This window comes from Plantibacter cousiniae (nom. nud.) (assembly GCF_977070315.1).
The window spans coordinates 135,211-154,178 of record NZ_CDRVEU010000012.1; the positions used below are offsets into that span (position 1 = coordinate 135,211).

General features: G+C 52.9%; 20 protein-coding genes. 9 read left to right on the forward strand and 11 right to left on the reverse strand.

Annotation, left to right across the window (positions count from 1 at the left end):
* The first annotated feature begins 58 nt into the window (after positions 1-58).
* From tssI to ACW55A_RS21655, 4 genes are all read left to right on the forward strand, one after another.
* Entirely contained in the window at positions 59-1,915 is a 1,857-nt protein-coding gene (gene tssI / locus ACW55A_RS21640; RefSeq protein WP_117144296.1) for a type VI secretion system tip protein TssI/VgrG, read from the forward strand.
* 596 nt (positions 1,916-2,511) lie between these two features.
* Entirely contained in the window at positions 2,512-4,005 is a 1,494-nt protein-coding gene (pilL2, locus tag ACW55A_RS21645; RefSeq protein WP_498811601.1) for a PFGI-1 class ICE element type IV pilus protein PilL2, read from the forward strand.
* Entirely contained in the window at positions 3,995-4,744 is a 750-nt protein-coding gene (gene pilP / locus ACW55A_RS21650) for a type IV pilus biogenesis protein PilP (protein ID WP_498811602.1), read from the forward strand. The genes pilL2 and pilP overlap by 11 nt, the downstream gene beginning before the upstream one ends.
* 60 nt (positions 4,745-4,804) lie before the next feature.
* Positions 4,805-5,194 carry a hypothetical protein gene (locus ACW55A_RS21655; protein WP_198701503.1) on the forward strand — a complete coding sequence of 130 codons (390 nt, stop codon included), beginning with the start codon at positions 4,805-4,807 and terminating at the stop codon, positions 5,192-5,194.
* Between the two features lie 693 nt (positions 5,195-5,887).
* Here ACW55A_RS21655 and ACW55A_RS21660 read toward each other — a convergent pair.
* A complete protein-coding gene (locus ACW55A_RS21660; RefSeq protein ID WP_498811603.1) occupies positions 5,888-6,847 on the reverse strand; it encodes a tyrosine-type recombinase/integrase in 960 nt (319 codons plus the stop codon).
* The gene (locus ACW55A_RS21665; protein ID WP_232924920.1) at positions 6,832-7,392 is read right to left on the reverse strand and encodes an N-acetyltransferase; all 561 of its coding nucleotides are present in this window, start codon (positions 7,390-7,392) and stop codon (positions 6,832-6,834) included. Before ACW55A_RS21665 ends, ACW55A_RS21660 begins: the two co-directional genes overlap by 16 nt.
* 196 nt (positions 7,393-7,588) lie before the next feature.
* Between ACW55A_RS21665 and ACW55A_RS21670 the strand changes: the two genes are divergently transcribed.
* From ACW55A_RS21670 to ACW55A_RS21690, 5 genes are all read left to right on the forward strand, one after another.
* The gene (locus tag ACW55A_RS21670; protein ID WP_498811604.1) at positions 7,589-8,074 is read left to right on the forward strand and encodes a hypothetical protein; all 486 of its coding nucleotides are present in this window, start codon (positions 7,589-7,591) and stop codon (positions 8,072-8,074) included.
* Positions 8,075-8,206: 132 nt separating this feature from the next.
* On the forward strand, positions 8,207-8,995 hold the full coding sequence (locus ACW55A_RS21675; RefSeq protein ID WP_499140637.1) for a hypothetical protein: 789 nt from the start codon (positions 8,207-8,209) through the stop codon (positions 8,993-8,995).
* Between the two features lie 5 nt (positions 8,996-9,000).
* A complete protein-coding gene (locus tag ACW55A_RS21680; protein WP_162235171.1) occupies positions 9,001-9,291 on the forward strand; it encodes a hypothetical protein in 291 nt (96 codons plus the stop codon).
* Complete coding sequence (locus ACW55A_RS21685; protein WP_122302802.1) at positions 9,288-9,974, forward strand: DsbA family protein; 687 nt, start codon at positions 9,288-9,290, stop codon at positions 9,972-9,974. Before ACW55A_RS21680 ends, ACW55A_RS21685 begins: the two co-directional genes overlap by 4 nt.
* A gap of 412 nt (positions 9,975-10,386) precedes the next feature.
* Complete coding sequence (locus tag ACW55A_RS21690) at positions 10,387-11,286, forward strand: LysR family transcriptional regulator (RefSeq protein ID WP_498811605.1); 900 nt, start codon at positions 10,387-10,389, stop codon at positions 11,284-11,286.
* On the opposite strand, the gene ACW55A_RS21695 is transcribed toward ACW55A_RS21690, so the two are convergent.
* From ACW55A_RS21695 to ACW55A_RS21735, 9 genes are read right to left on the reverse strand one after another with little or no spacing between them, the layout of a single operon-like run.
* The gene (locus ACW55A_RS21695) at positions 11,264-11,887 is read right to left on the reverse strand and encodes a LysE family translocator (protein ID WP_054078800.1); all 624 of its coding nucleotides are present in this window, start codon (positions 11,885-11,887) and stop codon (positions 11,264-11,266) included. The genes ACW55A_RS21690 and ACW55A_RS21695 overlap by 23 nt on opposite strands.
* Before the next feature lie 21 nt (positions 11,888-11,908).
* Complete coding sequence (locus ACW55A_RS21700; protein WP_054078799.1) at positions 11,909-12,529, reverse strand: nitroreductase family protein; 621 nt, start codon at positions 12,527-12,529, stop codon at positions 11,909-11,911.
* The gene (locus ACW55A_RS21705; protein WP_081004065.1) at positions 12,526-12,828 is read right to left on the reverse strand and encodes a 2Fe-2S iron-sulfur cluster-binding protein; all 303 of its coding nucleotides are present in this window, start codon (positions 12,826-12,828) and stop codon (positions 12,526-12,528) included. The genes ACW55A_RS21700 and ACW55A_RS21705 overlap by 4 nt, the downstream gene beginning before the upstream one ends.
* Positions 12,825-13,688, reverse strand: a complete 864-nt coding sequence (locus ACW55A_RS21710) for an ATP-binding cassette domain-containing protein (protein ID WP_498811606.1) — start codon at positions 13,686-13,688, stop codon at positions 12,825-12,827. The genes ACW55A_RS21705 and ACW55A_RS21710 overlap by 4 nt, the downstream gene beginning before the upstream one ends.
* A gap of 11 nt (positions 13,689-13,699) precedes the next feature.
* Positions 13,700-14,665, reverse strand: coding sequence for an ABC transporter ATP-binding protein (locus ACW55A_RS21715; protein WP_498811607.1), 966 nt, complete (start codon positions 14,663-14,665; stop codon positions 13,700-13,702).
* On the reverse strand, positions 14,662-15,513 hold the full coding sequence (locus ACW55A_RS21720; RefSeq protein WP_455809728.1) for an ABC transporter permease: 852 nt from the start codon (positions 15,511-15,513) through the stop codon (positions 14,662-14,664). The genes ACW55A_RS21715 and ACW55A_RS21720 overlap by 4 nt, the downstream gene beginning before the upstream one ends.
* A gap of 1 nt (position 15,514) precedes the next feature.
* Entirely contained in the window at positions 15,515-16,531 is a 1,017-nt protein-coding gene (locus ACW55A_RS21725; RefSeq protein ID WP_498811608.1) for an ABC transporter permease, read from the reverse strand.
* Positions 16,532-16,539: 8 nt separating this feature from the next.
* Complete coding sequence (locus ACW55A_RS21730) at positions 16,540-18,141, reverse strand: ABC transporter substrate-binding protein (RefSeq protein WP_153221037.1); 1,602 nt, start codon at positions 18,139-18,141, stop codon at positions 16,540-16,542.
* A gap of 29 nt (positions 18,142-18,170) precedes the next feature.
* On the reverse strand, positions 18,171-18,956 hold the full coding sequence (locus ACW55A_RS21735; RefSeq protein WP_153221036.1) for a 2OG-Fe(II)-dependent halogenase WelO5 family protein: 786 nt from the start codon (positions 18,954-18,956) through the stop codon (positions 18,171-18,173).
* Positions 18,957-18,968: the final 12 nt, after the last annotated feature.

The window sequence follows — 18,968 nt, forward strand, 5'->3', positions numbered from 1 at the left end:
TTCGTTACCAAGGTAGACCGATGAGTTTTGCCAGTAGCCAGTTTTCAAGGAGCGCACAATGTTGACAGACCTTCTTTCCATGCTGAGCCCGCAGAATAAAAGGCTTTTCAAGCTAAATACATTTGCGTCCGGCGGTGATGAGGAAATGCTGCTGGAGCATTTTTCTGGTTCAGAAAGCCTGTCCCGACTTTTCGAGCTAAATTTGGCGCTACTAAGCCAGCGTTCCGATGTGAAGCTAAAGTCACTCATTGGCCGCCCCGCGACCGTGGAAATCGAACTTGCCGATGGTTCTACACGATACATAAACGGCTACGTGAACCGTTTTAGTACTCAAGGGAGCGATGGAGGGCTTTCTCGCTACAGTGCGGTACTTGGGCCGTGGTTATGGATGCTTACCTGTAGATTTGATACGCGAACATTTCAAGATAAAACAGTTCAAGATGTGTTAACTGAAGTATTTGGCAGTTATGGAGCATTTCCAAAGTACGAATTTCGCCTGAGCAAGTCCTTAAAAAATCATAGTTATGTCACTCAGTACCGCGAAAGCGACTTTAACTTTGTACAGAGACTTCTTGAAAACGAGGGTCTTTTTTACTATTTCGAGCACACTGCCGACTCGCACGTGATGGTTGTAGTTGATGACTCCAGCACATTAGTGCCTTTGGCGGAGCAGCCTCAGATTCGTTTTCACACAGCCTCAGTGACCGAGACGGCTGACTCGATTACCCAGTGGAGTGCGACTCGCCAACTGCAGTCAGGCAAAGTTTCCGTACGTACCTTTGATTACCGCCAGCCAAACAATGCGCTGCCAGTCTCCATGCAGAGTATGAATCAGCAGGGAGACATCGACAGTTTTGAGATATACGATTTCCCGGGGCAGTATACTCATGGAAACTATGAGGATGGTGAGGCAATGGTCCGTAACCGGATTGAGGCCTTGGAGTTATTAGGTAAAACATTTTATGGCGATAGCAACTGTCGTGTCATGAAGCCGGGCTATACGTTCGAGCTGACCCAGCACTACGAACACGATGCTGGCACCTCTGAAAACCGGCAGTTCTTAATCATATCTGTTGACCACGTAGGTAGTAATAACTACTTGACTGGTGATCAGGCCGGTTACCTCAACAAATTTGTATGTGTTCGCAAAAAAATTGCTTATCGGCCTCAGTTAGCAACTCGCAAACCCTCAATTAACGGCCCACAAACCGCAATTATCGTTGGCCCCCCTGGTGAGGAAATCTACACCGATGAAATGGGCCGCGTGAAGGTGCAGTTCCACTGGGATCGCAACGGCCAGTTCGACGACAAAAGCTCTTGTTGGGTACGCGTCGCCCAGTCCGGTGCAAGTGGCGGCTTCGGCAGTATTCAGATACCCCGTGTCGGCGACGAAGTCGTCGTTGTATTTCTCGACGGCAACCCTGACCGTCCGCTGATCATGGGCAGCCTCTACAACAGCCAGAATACCCCGCCATGGTCGCTTCCGGCGAACAAGACTCAGAGTGGTTTCTTGACCCGGTCGATGAAGGGCGACGGCGGGACGGCGAATTTCTTCCGGTTCGAAGACAAGGCCGGCGCCGAGCAACTCATCATGCACGCTGAGCGCAACATGGACACCGAGATCGAGCTCGACGAAACCCATAAAGTTGGCAACAACCGCACGATGACTGTCGATGGCAGGCAAACCGAGATCATCAAGAAAGACACCGTGATGAACGTTCAGGAAGGCTCACTGACGATTCAGGTGGATAACCAGTTCATCCAGGTCAACGCCAAGCAACACATCATTCTCCAAGTGGGGGAAAGCAGCATCACCCTCACGCCGGATGGCATTGAGATCAAGGGCAACGCCATTACCACAGTGAGCAAGGGTACGACTCAAATCACGGGTGCGCCGGTCAGAGTCAACGACTGACGTGGATGTCGGGTTAATAGCGACTATGATTACTCTATCGATCGTTGTAATGATGTGCATTACTTTTTATATCGCACACGCTTATACCGAAAAATTTGAACGCTGCCTCCCCAGCTGTGTGTTTGTAGAACATAACAAGATGGCCTTCTCAAATGCGGGGCTTTTGGGAAAATCATGCGTTGCAGCATGATTTATTTTTACCTGTGGGTGCCAGGTCTAGGCAAAAAAAGGGGCTTGGCGGATATTCAAGAGATTAGACGCTTCCCTGCGAAGTTCAAGTACCTGCTTACAATCCCATGGACCGCACAGATTATTCTTTTTGTAGCATTGGTTTTGTTCACTCAGTTTATTGCATCCTAAGCTTTAACTCGTTGTCTACAACAACCAAGGAGGCTGACTTTGTCAGCCTTCATCGTCATTAGCTTACCGGCCGGAGTGTCGCATTGAGCAGGAGGGTTTACGCGACGCACTCCCCACCTTCCCTTATTCCCACGCCAGCTCGAATAACCTCAATCGATCCGTTAAGGGTTTAGCAGTGCTTTGCAACCTAAGCGCTGGCACCTTGGCCACCATCAAGAAATGGGGTCAAGGCACACATGATCAGGCAGCTTTCCACACTTTCCATACTCGCGCTGTTCGCCGGATGCACATCTGTCGCGGACAAACCGGTTGGACCAGCTTTCGACAGCAGCCAGAATCCTGAGCTGCTCTCGCCAGACCTGTACTCAAGGGGCGCCAAGTCCGGTCAGGAGCCGATGGTGCGCTATGGTCGCTACGCTCTGGTGAATACTGCTCCGGAAACTGAGCAACGCGATCTGATGGCCCAGATCATCGACGTCAGCATTCCCGCCAACATGCATCCTTCTGTCCAGGATGCGATGCAGTATGTGGTCAGCCGCTCAGGCTACACCTTGTGCCCACCGAGCACCGGTCACGTAAACATCTTGTTCACACGCCCTCTTCCTGCTGCCCAGTACAAGCTAGGGCCAATGAGCCTGCGCAACACGCTGCAGGTCCTGGCCGGTCCGGCATGGCAGGTCAAGGTCAACGAAGTCACACGCGGTGTCTGCTTTGTACTGCGGCCAGGTTACCAACTGCCGGAGTCGTCAAAGCCTGTGGCACTGGCTCAACCTAGCAGTGAGGAAATAAAAAAGAAAGTGGCTCAGCAGTTGAGCCGCTCGATGAGCTTCGACAAGATCTTTCTCCCGCCGGAGTTTGGTCGCGGTGGCGAACAATTCGACCCTGAAACATTGTTGCAGCCATCAAACCTCAAGCGCGAATACAAGCTGACACCGCTGGCATTCGGCCTGTCCAGACAGGAGTTGATGAAAGCCGCGGTGATTGGTGCCTTGGTCGTGGCAGGCCTGATTGGGTGGCACCAGTGGAACGAACATAAGCTGCAACTTGCTCGCCAGGCGCAGAAAGCGGCAGAGGCGGCAAGGCAAGCTGAATTGGATGCCTTGAACCAGCGAACAAACGCACCAGTTGTGATCGAGGCGCTTGTGCATCCGTGGGTGAAACAGCCTTCTGTCCCAGTATTTCTTGAAGGCTGTAACGGCGCAATTGACCAGTTACCACCGGCAATCGAAGGGCGGTTATTCGTTTCCGCTAAATGCGACGGAACGCTGATGTCGGCCAACTACAACCGCACCGGCAACAGCACCACGATGGCTTTCAGCGCAGCTACGGCGGGCTACTTTGCTGATAAACCAGCGTTTTACGACGAAGGCAACATGGCCGCAGTGAAGCTCACGTTCGAGCTGCCGCTGGCGGGTGATGACGCTCTGAACCCGGCAACGCAGGCTTTGGACAGCATCACTTCATGGCTGCAAGCCCAAGACCTGCAGCCCAAGATCACGGAAGTACCTGTGACGGTTGTCCAGCCACCAGCTTTGCCTGGCCAACCCGCGCCTCCACCACCACCGCCCCCGGATTACCGACACTTCGAAATCCGCTACACGAGCCTGTTGCCGCCAGCGACTGTTCTTCAAGGCGTGCAAAGCACTGGAATGCGCCTACGTGAAATCAAAACCGACTTTCAAGACGGCAAATTAACCTGGAACGTCATAGGTGACCTCTATGTGCATTGACACTCGCGCCTCGATTCTGCTGCTCCTTCTGTTGTCCTGCGTGGCTGTCGGCAACATGGCCGTCGCGGCCGACCCTTCTCCCACCGACCTTAGTCGGATCAACATTGGCGAGTTGTCCCAAGTGCAGAGTGAAACCCTACTCTTCACAGCTCAGGCGGCGCGGGCTCGAGCGAAGGAAGACATCGTAAACGGGGGCAAGACATCTACGTCTGCGCCGGTTCAAGTAACGCAGACCGCTTACACTATGCCCGCCCCGGCCAGCAATACCACACCGCAGTTGCCGGTGGTCAAGACCGTGTTCAGGACGAATAACGCTCTGTATGCCACGTTGCTGTATGGAGGTGGTTTCGAGGTTGATGCATCCGTTGGTAATGCTGAGCTGCCAGGTGGGTTCAAGGTAATCAGCGTGTCCCTCGACAGCGTTGTACTGGGCCATGACGGACGCCGATATCCACTAGGGTTCTCGACCCGGGCAGGACCGGTGGCCGATAACCAGTTGGATCTGCCCACCTGGTACGCTCGTTACCCTGGAGTGGATGGAGTCATCGATGCTGGACGAAGTTACGCGTTCTTCGGATCCCCTCCTCCCGGTCTTGTTTCAGAGATGATCAATTTGACTGGGGGATCGCTGGCCATCGGCACGGCCTCATCCGGTACACTTATCACACCATCCTCTGGCTACGTGGGTGTCGCTGTGCCAGTCAGCGTACCGAACGGAGCAGCAGTGGCGTATCAATAGTGACATTGGCATAGTGCATGGGCGCTCTGATTCGCGTCCGTGGATAACCAGGTGGAGAATATGGCTGAACAAGATTACCCGCTTAATAGTTTCCTTCCGCAAGCTCTTAAAGCGCTTGAGTCTATCCAGCATTCCTTGTCGGTTTTGGCGGACATTCAGCTAGCCGCTGAATTCCATCCGGATCATGAAGGCCGAACACAAATCTATCGCCAGTTTGATGAAGCGCAGAAAAAAGATAGTCAAGCTGCGGACGAAATCCAAGCACTGCATCTGAAAGCGAAGGAGCTGAGGAACAACGGGGACACAGATGCAGAAAGACAAACGCGTTTACCGATACGGGAGGCCATGGATCATCGCATTGAGACGAGTCAGGCTTTGAGGAAATTGACCGAAACCTTCCCTGCCTTTAGCCGACTGCACCAGTTGAGCACAGGTAAAGAAAAAAGATAGGCAACGAGATCTGTCCGCAGGTAGCCTTATGACATCCTCGCGCACAGATTGGTGTCTCTCCAAGAGGTCACCGAGCCGAGCCAGGGCACATGGCTCTAGGGGCCGTTGATCAAATATGAGTTGCCATCGGTGTCAACTTTTGTAAATATGATCCCAGTCAGATGATCCCTGTAAGACCCTGCAAAGCGGCTACTAACCGTAATGCAGCCAAAAACCGCCCTACTAAGGCGGTTTTTTTTTGCCTGAGCGATAGCCTTTACCGCGAGGTTTCCTTGTTATTGGGGCTGGGTCGGTATGGCACTCTGCCTACTCAGAGGGTAATATCGCTCACAGTCAGATGTGAAATGTAATACCAGGCAGGGGTGCCACCAAAGCAAGTTACACGAACCCCGAGGGACGCGGGCTTGTAATCCGCGCGGATTCGATCCTGAGGATTTTACCCACCCTGCCTGCGTCTTACTGGGATCATCTGACCATGCTCTCGACAGCGCCTGTGTTCCGGAAAAGCGTTGCGAAAGACAAAGGCCCGTATCGAGAGGGCTTGGAATGAAAAATTTCCTAAAGAATCTCTCTATTCAGGTGCTCGCAAGACTCCTGGTAGAGGCGATTCGCGACAGTTGGAAAGGCTAAGGCTAGACTGACGGAGAGAGCCTGCTGCGGCGTAGCCAACGCAGGCTTTTTTTTAATTTCTCTTCAGTAACTCACCTTGAATGTTGGCGAGTCTTCTGGCCTCTGACCGCGACGGTCGTAGAGGCGCGTGGTACTGATGTTTGCGTGCCCCAGCCAAGCCTGGACCTTGGCAATGTCAGCGTCATGCTCGAGTGCATTGGTCGCCGCTGTGGCCCGTAGGCCGTGGACGCCAAGACCTTCGACCTTGATACCGGCAGAGATCGCCCAGTGACAGACGATCTTGTAGATGCCATCGGCGCTGAGCCCGGTACCAGTGGACCGGCCTCGCACTGACCGAAACAGCGCCCCATGCCCGGCTCCCCGCGCAGTATCCAGTTCCATGTACGCATAGATCCGTTCAGCGGCCACGGGGTGCAGCGGTAGCCAGCGCAACTTGCCGCCTTTGCCATGCACCCGCAGGTGCTTAATGCCTCGGCGCTCCTGCAGGTCGCTGGTTAGGAGCAGCGCAGTCTCCTCCCGACGCAAGCCGTGGTAAAGAAGAACGGCCAGCACGGCACGATCGCGAAGTCCCTTGAGGCTGTCCGCCGGCGGCGCGTCGAGGAGCGCTTTGGCCTGGTGATCCGCGAGCGCCGGCGTTTTCCCTTCATTGCTATCGATCCGCGGCCGCTTGACGCCGTGGACCGGGTTGCCCCCCGCCACTGCATTGTTCTCGAGCAGATGATCAAACAGGCTGGCAAGCGCGGCAAGTTTACGCCGGATCGTCGCCCCGGCTAGACCACGCTGTTCCAATTGAGCCCGCCATGCGAGGACATGCGCGCGCGTCACGGCGCGAAACTCCTCGGCCCCGGCCAAGCCGACGAAACTGCAGAAGTCTTGTAGGTCGATTTGATATGCCCGGCGGGTACGTGGGTTATCGATATTGGCAAACCACTCCACGGCTGAGGGTACAGCCGCCAGTTGCTGGAACTGCACCGCCGTAAGCCGGCGTCCGCCCTCCTCAATTGAGATCAATCTTCCCGGCATGGACCGTACTCCGCGTCCCATTTGGCTTTGATAGCAGGCCATTCATCCGAGGCCATGAGCTCACGCTGCAAGCGCTTATGTTTCGGCTCGGGCACTAGGTGCTGCCAGCGGTCCATTTCGGCACTCATTTCCATGCTACGAATCTCATCTCCGATTACGGCGCCCGCTGCCGCAAAACGTGTACGAGCCTTGTGCCAGAATCCACCTGATGTGCCTAATTGATACAGGGGCACTATCGGCAGGTGGTGCTGTTGCCAGAGTTGCCAGAGCGCGCTTAAGGCGAACCCGCGTCGTCGATAATCTGCGTCGACTTTGATCTCGTCGATATAGAGACGGTCGCGCAGCGGGTTGATGCAGTAAGCAATTCGGCCCACGCGCTTGCCCTCGACTTCTAGCCTGGCCACGTAATCCATACCAGGGAAAACGAAGGTGCCTCGTGGCGCTGGTTGCTCCTGAACCAACAAACTGACCTTATGCGCAACTTGGATCATGATTTTAGCCTCCCGTCTATGAAAGTAACGCCGAACTGGCTCAATGATAGACATACGGTCAGTCCTCCTAAATTAGCGTGATAATGTATTTTATCACGCTAAAACATCTACTGGACGGATCAGACGTTTTCAACTGTGAAAGTTTGTCAGTGAACTGATCAGGCTCAGAATTTGACCGGACCCGGGATACGATTGCCTCCAGCCTCCTTACTGATATGATCTTCGAGCCACCTCAAAAAGGAATTTCATAATGTTGGGTAAGAGAGTTCATGTTGTTGAACGTGCTGAAGCAGTCGAGTATGACGATGGATTTGCTCCAGAGTGGACCGTGGAACTACGTAGCGGTACTCAAGGAGACGACGCGAAGCGAATTGAATATGTAATTATCAAGGTCAAAAATAAAGGCGCAGAGCTTTATAGTGTCATCGGATGGGAGCGCACTATTGAGAAGGACTCGGCAGGAACAAGCACATGGACGTTGACGCTGGGCCTTCATGCTCATATACGCGAAGAAGACATCAGCAGGTTGATGGAGAGTTATGTACCCGGCACTGATCTCTCATCTGCATTTTTCAAAAAACTGGAAGACCTATTACAGGGGGGCGACAGAGCTCCAAATCGGCCTGATTATGATGGTGTATTGAGAAGCTCTATGTCGCTAAGTGAAGCCAAATTAGCGGTCTCGAATTTTTATAGAGTTAACCAGCACCAGGTTCACATCACCATCGTAGGCTAGATAGTAGGTTCTGACTGATCCGAGAAGTGATTGAGTTAACCCCGTTGGACCAATGTAGGGTTTTCTGAGGCGTATCACTTCTCGAACAGGCAATGTTTCTCCTTTGAGTAAAACGACCTCATCGGAGTCCTTATGCGTTTGTATCTGTGCGAGAAGCCCAGCCAAGGTAAAGACATCGCCGCTGTACTCGGAGCCAAAACCCGAGGTGACGGCTGCATCAAAGGCAACGGTGTGGCCGTTACGCCTTGGCCTGAGGCGGATCTGACCATCGTCGACTTGGCCACCTACGCACGTGAGGGCTACAACGCCCAGTTGTCGATCGCTTACATCTCGCTGATCAACACCGTGAACAACATAGCGGAGCGTGATCAGTACAAGGGCCGTCCTCTGGTCAACGTGACAGACGAAGGCCACATCATTACCAAAAACCCCCTCCTCGCCCCTTACATTATGAAGATCACCAAAATGTGGCGAAAGCTCGGGGCTTGGTTCTGGCTGGCAACACAGAACATGGATGACTTTCCTCCCTCAACTGCACCAATGCTCAACATGATCGAGTGGTGGATCTGCTTGAACATGCCGCCTGACGAAGTGGAAAAGATGTCCCGTTTCCGTGAGCTCACACCTGCACAGAAGGGCTTGATGCTGTCAGCACGCAAAGAGAGCGGTAAATACACCGAAGGCGTGGTTCTTTCGAAATCGATGGAAGTCCTGTTTCGCGCTGTTCCGCCGAGCCTGTACCTGGCATTGGCCATGACCGAGCCTGAAGAGAAAAAACAGCGTTACGACCTGATGCAGTCCATGGGTGTCGACGAGTTGGGAGCTGCCCTGGAAGTAGCTGCAGATCTCGACCGGAAACGAGGTATTGAGCCCCTGAACATTACATTCCCAACACCCCGTGCATTGGAGAACCTGGCATGAGAGCCATGGATGCCCTGACTCAAAATCTGATCGACAGTCTGACCAAAATACTTCAGTGCCCGCAGGAAGACTCCCTGCTCGCATTGAAGATCTGCGCGCCGGTACTGATCGAGCACCTACAAGTCGTCAAACATGTAGCGGTAGATCGCCGAGAGATTCAGTCCCAACTGCACAAAGCACTGGATCAGTGGCTTCAGCATCACCCTCAGCCTGAAAGCGCCCAGAAAGCTCTTCTGACGCTGCTGGATCAGGAGCTGCTGGCAAAACAGCTTCTCGACAAAGAGGCCTCCGCATGAAGCGACCGACGCGCCGGCAAATCCTCTACTGCATCGGTGCGGTCGCCTTGGCTATCTCACCTTTTCTGCTGACCGAGGTGATGCAGAATAAGCCTGGCGTCACAGGTGACCTCGTGGCGCCGGCAGCCGATCAGAAGAGACAAAGTGGCGGATGGGTATACGGGAGCCGTGGCGCCCGTTTCACCATCGTCGAATATGCAGATATGGAATGTCCTTATTGCAAGGATTACTTCCCACAGCTCAAAGCATGGGTTGATCAGCATTCAGACGTGAATCTTCAGTGGCACCATCTGCCCCTGCCGATGCATGAGCCTGCAGCGAGCTATGAGGCTCGTTGGGCTGAGTGCGCGGGGATTGAGAGAGGCAATGACGCCTTCTGGCTCGCAGTCGAGCTCATTTATCAGCGTACTCGGTCAAACGGTGCCGGAACCGCGGGCAATCCGCAGATCCCTGGGCTTGAAGATCGACAGCACTTCATTGATAACTGCGCTGCGAGTAACCCGTCTGTGCAAAAGGCCGTCATTAGCCAGGCTCACAAGGCGAGCCAGGACGGCATCACAGCCACCCCGACGCTGGTCATTAAGGACAAGCAATCTGGTCGCTCGATCAAGCTGCAGGGAGCACCTGACGGTGACGTGCTGCTCTCCGCAATGGACTGGCTGGCCAGCACGAGGGATAGATGAATTAATCCAGCCTTTGAACAAGCTTTGCAAGCGCGATGCGAGCTGCCCTATGTAGTGGGCCTAATGATCCCACGCACTCATTTACACGACCTAAATTCCTGCGCGGTTTCAGCGAAACATTACCGCTGGGTATTTGATGTCACAACGAAAATTTACAGTCATCAATCCTGCGCTTTACTTTCCTAAATCGGTGATTAGAAGTGGCGTGCGATCATGCCAAAATTCTTCACATTCATAAGCAATTTTAAGCTATTGATGTTAAAAGACTTTTTTAGAGGTATACGACCAATTCGTATCAAAAAACGACTTTTTTTTGACGAAACCGTTTCCTGAGCTCATCAAGAATGTTACGTTATCGCTAGAAAGGACTCAAAGTCTTAACGTAGATGCCTAGTTGCTGAGTTGAAGACCGATGATTGAAGATATACGCTATTTAATAGTATTCGCGAAAATCGTAGAGGTCGGATCAATATCCGGCGGGGCTGAAGCACTGGGACTTGCGACAGCGACGGCAAGCCTACATCTATCCAAATTAGAAAAAAACTTAGGCAGCGCACTGCTTTACCGTAATACTCGTAAGCTTTCGCTTACTGACGACGGAAATAAGCTTTTAGAGACTGCGAAATCTATGCTAGAGCTGTACGAAAAAGGAGTAATCGACTTCAAACAACGCTCCATTTCGACCAAAAACAATTTACGCATTTCTATTCCCGCCGTTTTCATAAACAGTGAGTTTACTAAACACATAGTAAATTTCATTGAAAAGCACCCTGATGTCTGTCTTAGCATTTCCTGCAACGATAGTCGCCACGACATAATAGCTGAGAGCATCGACGTTGCTTTCCGCATCGGCGAGCTACCTGATAGCTCACTGAAAGCGCGCCACCTATTTACATTGCCTCGCCAAGTAATTGCAGCCAAAAGTCTTTTAGCCGAAAGCGAGCCAGTTAAACACCCTCGCGATCTGGAAGCTATGAAGTGGATTGGCCTTACTATGCGACCAAACACAAGGTTATTCCGACACATGGGGAGCGGTGAGGTAGCACAAATAAAGTATACGCCTCACCTTCGCGTGGACAGCGTGGAAGCCTCTTATAGGTTTGCCCAACTCAAGGTAGGACTCGCCGCTCCGCCGAATTTCCTAAGTAACCGAGGCATTCAACGAAATGAGATTGTTGCGGTACTTCCAGAGTGGATACTGGACCCCCTGAAAGTATATGCTGTATGGCCGCCAAACATCACAACTAGCAGCATCGCATATACGCTCATTAATAATATATACGACTCGTTCAGCTCCCGTTCGCTGGAGTAGAGGCGAAGAACTGCAGATAGAGCATGTAAAAGGCGGTAGCGATTAACATACCGCCCATCAACAGGTTGAATATACGAATGCGCATGGTGCCGTTCAGCAGAACTGAAACTCGATCTCCCAGCACCGCCCAAGCAGCTAGCGATATGTAGCAAACTACAAAATAAATCGACATAAAGGTTATCAGCGTGGTGTGCGTGTGCGGGCTTGAGAAAAGCGCTGCGCCGGAAGCGCAGGCGATCCATGCTTTAGGGTTGAGCCACTGGAGCAAGAAGCCCTGCATGAAGCTAGGGACATCACCCTTCTCCACCACCAACTCAGGACGCGACGAGGCGATCTTGTAGCCTACGTAAATAATGAAGACTGATCCGGCAACGCCTAGGTACTCAAAAAACACGGGGTAGCTCTCAATTACTCTGAGGAACCAAAACCCTACGAAGATCAGCAGCAGCGTGAACCCAATGGTCGCCCCAGAGACGAACGGAAAAGTCCTCCAGAAGCCGTGGTTCGCCCCGGAGGCGATTATGACCATATTCACCGGGCCAGGGGAGATGGACATACTTAGCGAAAACATGCTCATCGTCAAAATTAATGCAAACTCCATTTCATGTTCTCCGCAGCGTGATCAGAATCTAGGAACCCCAAGCTCAACAGCCTCGGCTAAATAAGCCGGGGTGACAAGCTCTTCAACCGAGATGAAATGGTCGGCGTATGCCGCACGCTCGACCGACCTAGGCTTATGGGCAGTCTCGGCATTCTTGCCGAAGCCTAGGAATGCAGTAATGATGGTATCGGGATTCAGAGAAAGTTTCTCGTGTAATCTCATGTTATATGCCCACTCTCCTGTCTTCCAATAGCATTTGTGGCCTTGTCCCTCGGCCGCGATGATCATGTTCTGAATCGCCGCGCCTGCGGATAGCACTTGCTCTACCTCAGGCACTGTGCAAGAGCGATTAATTTCTAGCAAGCAGATTACAATATGCGGAGCAAAGCTAAGCTTGCGCCGAACCTGCTCTACCTGGTTCTCTCGCAGGTCCGCAGAGGTTTCAGGCAAGCTGGATACGATCAACCACGTCAAGACCTCCTTGTGCTCAGGATGGCATACGATATAGCGCCAAGGTCTGAGCCGCTTGTGATCTGGCGCGGTTAAAGCGCAAGACAGAATACTTTGCAACTCTTCGCGGTCTATCTCGCCGCCGATCAGAGGCTGAGAGCGACGTCCGAGAATACTTTGAAAATTGATCATTGAGAGTCCTTACAGGTGTAGTCAACCACGACTGAAGCGTCGCTGGTGAGAAGAGAGCAACAGGACAAGACGTACCCGTCTTCAAGAATATGCCGCTCCGGATGCAATCCCCCGACCTCGAGCCGTACCTTGCAAGATCCACAGCGTCCGCGCCGGCAAGCGCTCCGGATCTGAAGCCCCATAGCCTCGATATTCTCCAGCAGAGTTCTTTGGGGGTCGCAGACTCCGGAGTGGCACACTCCGTTGAAGCGTACTTGTAACGTCAAATACCCAAGTGCAGGCGCCAAAGTCTTACTCATGCGATACCTCTAATCTGCATAGACGAAGCTCCTACATCCAGAAAAAACCCCTGCTCTCTAGGCTCAGACCGTACTGATCGGACAGCGAATGAGGCCCCTACCAAAGCTTGGGTGTAAGAGTGTGCGGGGCGATCGATAACATCTTCGACTGGTCCGACCTCAATCAACTGCCCAGAACGCATAACAGCGACTGTGTCAGCGATGTGTCGGACGACAGCGAGGTCGTGTGAAATGAACAAATAAGTCAACTTCATACGTTCCTGCAATTCCAATAGCAGGTTGACGATCTGTGCCTGTACCGAGACGTCCAACGCGGAAAGCGGCTCGTCCAGCACTAAAATCTCGGGCCTCGCCGCTAGCGCCCTGGCTATGGAGACCCGCTGCCGTTGACCACCGCTCAAATGGTCTGGATAGGTGTCCAGATATGCTGCAGGCAGCCCTACCGACGCCAAAGCCTCTTCTGCAGCTTCGCGAAGATCAGCGCGCGTGCGTTTCAGCCCCAAGTAAGCCACTCCAGCGCTAACTATCTCCCATACGCGCCTACGCCCGTTCAGCGAACCGTAGGGGTCCTGAAATACCATCTGGACCCTACGATAGAAATCACTCGTAGCGATTTTAGCGATGTCACAGACTACGCCGCCTTGATCTAAAAAAATCCGCCCAGAGCTGGGCGATTCGAGTTTCATCAGCAGACGCACTAGGGTGGACTTTCCGCTGCCGGACTCGCCGACAATCGCCAGCGTCTCACCACGCCTTACTTGCAAAGAAACTTCGCTCACGGCTTTTACTGCATCTGTAGCAGAAGCGGTTTCGAAAGTTTTGGTCACCCCCTCGAACGACAGGACATTTTGACTAGGCACTTTGCTTCTCCTCATTGAATGCAACGGACCATAACGTTCGTAGTACCGGGCGGACGACGAAGCGTTTGTTCCACGCCGCATTGCTCTCTAACCGATGGACAGCGACTGGCAAAACGACAACCAATTGTTTCGCTATTAAGCGAAGGAACTTGCCCACCGATCGCAGGGAGGAGAGTTTTGCGCGCTCTGCCCGCGTAGCCAGGCTGAGACGAAATCAGGCCCCGAGTGTAGGGATGCCTAGGTTGCTCAAGCAACTCGTTAGCAGGACCATGTTCGACGAGTTCACCGGCGTACATGACCTGGACGTAATCGGCGTAGGCACTGACCAAACCAATATCGTGGGATATAAGCATCATGGCCATACCTTTTTCATCCCGAAGACGCAAGAGCAGATCCATGATCTGCCACTGGGTAGTGGAGTCAAGTGCGGTAGTCGGTTCATCGGCAATTAGGAGTGCTGGCTTTAGCGCTAGGGCCATTGCGATCATCACTCGCTGCGCCATCCCGCCAGAAAGCTCGTGCGGATAGGCCGCAGCGCGCGCCGCTGGACGTGGAATGCCGACTTGGTCAAGAAGCGCCAGCAGCGTCTCGCGAACTGTAGCCCGAGAAGCGTCCGGATCGGCCAGCCACAAGGCCTCCGCCAATTGCGCGCCTATGGTCATTACCGGGTTCAAAGAACTCATCGGATTCTGGAAGATCATCGCTGCGCAACTTCCGCGTACTTTCCTCCAGTCGCTAGCTCCTGACAATGCGAGTAGATTTCGACCGCACAAATCGAGGCGCTCGGCCGACACTTCAGCCCCTGTCGGCAATAGTCCCATTAGTGCGAGATTGGTCAGGCTTTTGCCGCATCCGGATTCACCTACAATTCCCAAGGTTTCGCCTGCGGCGACTGTGAAACTGAGATCGCGAACCACGTAGCGCATCTGACCTGCCAGTGGCAGGCGAATGCAAAGTTTCTCCACCGAAAGGATCATCGTCTGCCCCCCAACCGAGGATCAAGGAGATCCTGCAATGCATCGCCAAGCAGGTTGAAACTGATCACAGTCAGGAAGATACACAGCCCAGGGAATAACATTAGTTGTGGTTCAGAAGCAATGAAGGCGCGCGAGTCGGCCAACATTGCGCCCCATTCTGCGGTGGGCGGCTGTGCACCAAGACCCAGAAAACCGAGGGCGGCAATCTCCAAGATCGCGTCGCTGAACCCCAGCGACGCCTGGACGATTATTGCTCCCCAACAGTTTGGCAGCACCTCACTCCAGATAATTTGTTGTGTCGATGCACCACAAGTTCGTGCGGCCGAGATGTACTGCTTCTGCATTTCCGCCAGCGCTACTGCACGAACGATTCTTACGAAACGAGGCATGGAGACAAGAGCCACGGCGAACATCGCATTTACAAGCCCAGGTCCAAGTACCGCAACGATTACGATTGCCAGCAAGATGCTAGGCAACGACATAATCACGTCGACAAGGCGCGTGATAGCTCGATCAACCGTACCGCCAAAGCAGGCGGCGTAGAGGCCGAGCAGCGAACCGACAGTGCAGGAAATAAGCACCACTACTACACCTATAGCCAGCGAGCTGCGCGCACCATATACCAGCCGTGCAAGCTGGTCGCGTCCCAAGTCGTCGGTACCCAGGACGCCGCTATTGCCACCTAGCCAGTTCGGAACTGAAAGTAGGTCGTCGCTCATCTCATAGGGTTCTAGCCCAAACAGAACCGGACCGAAGAGGCAGAACGCAATAATTATTAAGATCGTAAGCAGACCAAGGGATCCAGAACTACTTAGAGAAAAGGGAAACAATGGCAAGACGTTGCGCATCTCAGCTCCTCATTTTCGGATTGGCCATGCGATAGAGCCGGTCAACTGCCCTGTTTGTCACGATCACTAGCACCCCTATTAATAGGATGCAGCCTTGGATTACTGGATAATCACGGGCGTTAACACTACTGACAACGTAGCTGCCTATACCTGGCCACCCGAAGATAGACTCGGTAAGAATGGCACCGGCTATAGCAGCGCTGATGAAAAACAGACCACCTACTGTGATGATCGGCAACAAAGCATTCTTTAACGCATGCTTCCAGATAACCTGTCGCTCGGCCAAGCCCTTGGCGCGAGCGGTTCGGATATAGTCTTCGCCGAGAACGTAAAGCATGCTGCTGCGAGTAATCCTAGCGAACACGGCCAATGGTACTGCCGCCATGGTTAAAGACGGCAAAATGAGGTGATGCAACGCGCTGAAGAACGCAGCCAGACCATAGGTCCGAAAAACATCGGGAAATACAGTGTCGATTAACAGGAAGCCGGTCCTAACAGGAACCTCATACTCGATTCCAAGACGGCCGGATACAGGGGTCCAGCCTAACAAGACTGAAACCATCAGGATGAGCACCAATCCCAGCCAGAAAATCGGCATCGAATAGCCGATCAGAGAAATCACCGTTACCAATCGATCGAACCAGGTATCGCGCTTGACCGCAGCGAGCACTCCCGCTGGCACACCGACTATTAGAGCAATCGCTATCGCAGCGAAACCTAGTTCCATAGTCGCTGGCCACCTCGATAAGATTTCAGAAAGCACCGTGCGACCGCTGACCACGGATGTACCCAAGTCGCCAAGCAACGCGTTCCCCATGAAGTGCAAATACTGCAGCGGTAGCGCCTCATCGAGTCCGAGGCGCTCGACCATCTGTGCGTACTGAGCTTGGTCTGCACCGCGTTCGCCAATCATCAGTAGAACCGGATCGCCGGGCGCAAGGCGTATCACGAAGAAAGCGATTAGACTGATGCCGAGTAAAGTGGGCAACACCCCGAATAGCCCTTGCACACGAGCCATCCACCACCTCATTGATCACGCAACGACAGCTGGGAGAAGTAATCCATGTCGAATGGATTCATCTTATACCCTGCCAGCTTAGGGCTTAGCACCCTGTACACCTTCGAGTGTGCGATAGGAATTACCGGTACGTCCTGGCTCAATAGTCCTAACGCCTGTTGGTAGAGGCTAGCGCGCAACGCTTGGTCCGACTCGACACGTGCCTGGCTGATCAAGCGATCAAACTCTGCCGAGCAGTAGCGCGAGTTATTTGACCCCCGAGTGACTGAATCACAACTTAGCAGGGTATAGAGGAAGTTGTCGGGATCGCCATTATCTCCGGACCAACCTAACTGGACCATCTGATGCTCACCGCGTTTGACCTTGTCCAGGTAGGTACCCCAATCGAAGGTAGCAAGCTCCACCCGTATACCCACACGAGCTAGGTCTGCTTGCATCATCTCTCCCATTTTGCGCCCATTAGGGTTGTAAGGACGGCTAACGGGTAAGGTCCATAACGTGGTCTTAAATCCATCGGGATAGCCGGCTTCGGTCAATAGCTTACGCGCCATAGCAGGATCATAATTATAAGTGGAGACATTACGGGTATATGACCACAGGCTGGACGGATAGGGGTTAATAGCAACTTCACCTGTCCCTTGATAAACCGCATTGATGTAGTTCTGTTTATTCAGCGCATGGGCAATGGCGCGCCTCACTTTTACGTCGTTAAACGGGGCCTTTTGTACATTCATCGCCAAGTAGCCGACATTCATTCCCTCAGCCTCATCGAGAACCAGGCGTTTATCTTTGCGTATTGCGTCAAGGTCGGCCGGTGCCGGCGAAACAGCGATTTGACACTCACCAGTCTTCATCTTCTGAAGACGAACACTAGGGTCGGGAGTGATCGCAAACACGAGGTTGTCTATCTTAGCTGGCACTCCCCAATAGCCAGGGTGCGAGGCGAAACGTAGGACACTGTCTTTCTGGTAGCTACGATAGAGATAAGGACCTGTGCCGATCGGCAACTGGTCTATCTCATCAGGTGTACCGCGCACCATTAACTGTTCACCGTATTCAGCAGACAGAATGGACATGAAAGGCATCGCCATGTCTGCCAAGAAAGGCGCCTCCGGCTGGTTAAGAACAATTCGTACGTGATGCTCGTCAAGCTTTTCAACCCGATCAATCAACTTATCCATACCCATGCCCTGAAAGTACTGATAACTTCCGCCGCCAACGCTGTGGTATGGATGGTTGGAGTCGAATTGGCGGTTGATCGAGAAAATCACGTCGTCTGCCGTCAGCTCCCGCGTCGGGGTGAAATAATCCGTCTTCTGAAACTTAACCCCGCGGCGTAGACTGAATTCATAGACCTTGCGATCCTCGGAAATGGTCCAGCTTTCCGCCAGCGAGGGTACGACATTGGTAGTGCCAGGTTCGAAATCGACGAGACGATCGTAGATAGTGGTAGCAGTCGCGTTACGCGCTGTACCGGACAGAGTGCGCTGCGGGTTTAGTGCCTCTGGACTCCCCTCAGAACAGTAAACCAGCGTCTGCGCGGCTAGCGCTGGCAGTGAAAGCAATCCTGCTATACCGAAGGCCATATGCCTGAATAATCTCACTTTCATGCCTCCATTACCTGAACCGTACGAAGCCTTCACGACCACAATCCCAATGAACCATCTGCCTTTAAGCCGATGAATGAGGTCTGTGAGACACGATGACCGCCACTGCTGTTGCCTAAGATTTCGTGGAAGTTTTGCGTGTTGAAAATGATCAGGTCGCCCACTTTAGGTATAAGACTTATGCGGTCCTTGCTCTCCAGAACTTCGTAAGGAAAGTAGTAGTCCCCAGCCACCTTCATCGGCTCGTTCTGAGACGTATGAATGGTGTCGTAAATGACGAGTTCGCCTCCGCTGTCCAACTGCGAATAATAGAGATTCCAGGTCATCTGCCGGCTAATCTCAGTGACTGCCCAAGGCTTCAGTATGTGGGTGGGCGCATGATCGACGTGAAGTTTTCCGTGTCCGCGGAAGCTACGGAAAGCACCAGCAAAGTAGCTACCGAAACCGGGCTCTTCGAATATAGCAGCCTGACGGCCACTTCTTTGAGTGAGCGCCTCGGTGACCATCTTGACCGGATCAATGCTCAGTTTCTCATAGATGTTGTCGATCACCTGCTGGGCCTGATGTTTTTTTCCGAAATAGACGTCTTTTTGATCGTTCGCCCACTGGTTATGGCAAAGCCCAATGTGATTAACGGGAATCTCTTTAAGGTGGTCATAGTTTTCAAAACTTAGCGCCACAAGACTCTTTGCGACTTCCTTGCACAACTCAATGGGTAGAAATCCTCTGACAATGATTCCCGGGATCTTAAAATCGAGAAGAAGGTTCATATTCTCTTCATTCAGCTCGCACAACTCAGACGTAATCCAGTTACCCATTTCTGCCGTTCC

What these genes read in the sequence shown, in the direction of transcription:
- tssI (WP_117144296.1), top strand. Translation starts at nt 59, where the DNA reads ATGTTGACAGACCTTCTTTCCATGCTGAGCCCGCAGAATAAAAGGCTT.
- pilL2 (WP_498811601.1), top strand. Translation starts at nt 2,512, where the DNA reads ATGATCAGGCAGCTTTCCACACTTTCCATACTCGCGCTGTTCGCCGGA.
- pilP (WP_498811602.1), top strand. Translation starts at nt 3,995, where the DNA reads ATGTGCATTGACACTCGCGCCTCGATTCTGCTGCTCCTTCTGTTGTCC.
- ACW55A_RS21655 (WP_198701503.1), top strand. Translation starts at nt 4,805, where the DNA reads ATGGCTGAACAAGATTACCCGCTTAATAGTTTCCTTCCGCAAGCTCTT.
- ACW55A_RS21660 (WP_498811603.1), bottom strand. Translation starts at nt 6,847, where the DNA reads ATGCCGGGAAGATTGATCTCAATTGAGGAGGGCGGACGCCGGCTTACG.
- ACW55A_RS21665 (WP_232924920.1), bottom strand. Translation starts at nt 7,392, where the DNA reads ATGTCTATCATTGAGCCAGTTCGGCGTTACTTTCATAGACGGGAGGCT.
- ACW55A_RS21670 (WP_498811604.1), top strand. Translation starts at nt 7,589, where the DNA reads ATGTTGGGTAAGAGAGTTCATGTTGTTGAACGTGCTGAAGCAGTCGAG.
- ACW55A_RS21675 (WP_499140637.1), top strand. Translation starts at nt 8,207, where the DNA reads ATGCGTTTGTATCTGTGCGAGAAGCCCAGCCAAGGTAAAGACATCGCC.
- ACW55A_RS21680 (WP_162235171.1), top strand. Translation starts at nt 9,001, where the DNA reads ATGGATGCCCTGACTCAAAATCTGATCGACAGTCTGACCAAAATACTT.
- ACW55A_RS21685 (WP_122302802.1), top strand. Translation starts at nt 9,288, where the DNA reads ATGAAGCGACCGACGCGCCGGCAAATCCTCTACTGCATCGGTGCGGTC.
- ACW55A_RS21690 (WP_498811605.1), top strand. Translation starts at nt 10,387, where the DNA reads ATGATTGAAGATATACGCTATTTAATAGTATTCGCGAAAATCGTAGAG.
- ACW55A_RS21695 (WP_054078800.1), bottom strand. Translation starts at nt 11,887, where the DNA reads ATGGAGTTTGCATTAATTTTGACGATGAGCATGTTTTCGCTAAGTATG.
- ACW55A_RS21700 (WP_054078799.1), bottom strand. Translation starts at nt 12,529, where the DNA reads ATGATCAATTTTCAAAGTATTCTCGGACGTCGCTCTCAGCCTCTGATC.
- ACW55A_RS21705 (WP_081004065.1), bottom strand. Translation starts at nt 12,828, where the DNA reads ATGAGTAAGACTTTGGCGCCTGCACTTGGGTATTTGACGTTACAAGTA.
- ACW55A_RS21715 (WP_498811607.1), bottom strand. Translation starts at nt 14,665, where the DNA reads ATGATCCTTTCGGTGGAGAAACTTTGCATTCGCCTGCCACTGGCAGGT.
- ACW55A_RS21720 (WP_455809728.1), bottom strand. Translation starts at nt 15,513, where the DNA reads ATGCGCAACGTCTTGCCATTGTTTCCCTTTTCTCTAAGTAGTTCTGGA.
- ACW55A_RS21725 (WP_498811608.1), bottom strand. Translation starts at nt 16,531, where the DNA reads ATGGCTCGTGTGCAAGGGCTATTCGGGGTGTTGCCCACTTTACTCGGC.
- ACW55A_RS21730 (WP_153221037.1), bottom strand. Translation starts at nt 18,141, where the DNA reads ATGAAAGTGAGATTATTCAGGCATATGGCCTTCGGTATAGCAGGATTG.
- ACW55A_RS21735 (WP_153221036.1), bottom strand. Translation starts at nt 18,956, where the DNA reads ATGGGTAACTGGATTACGTCTGAGTTGTGCGAGCTGAATGAAGAGAAT.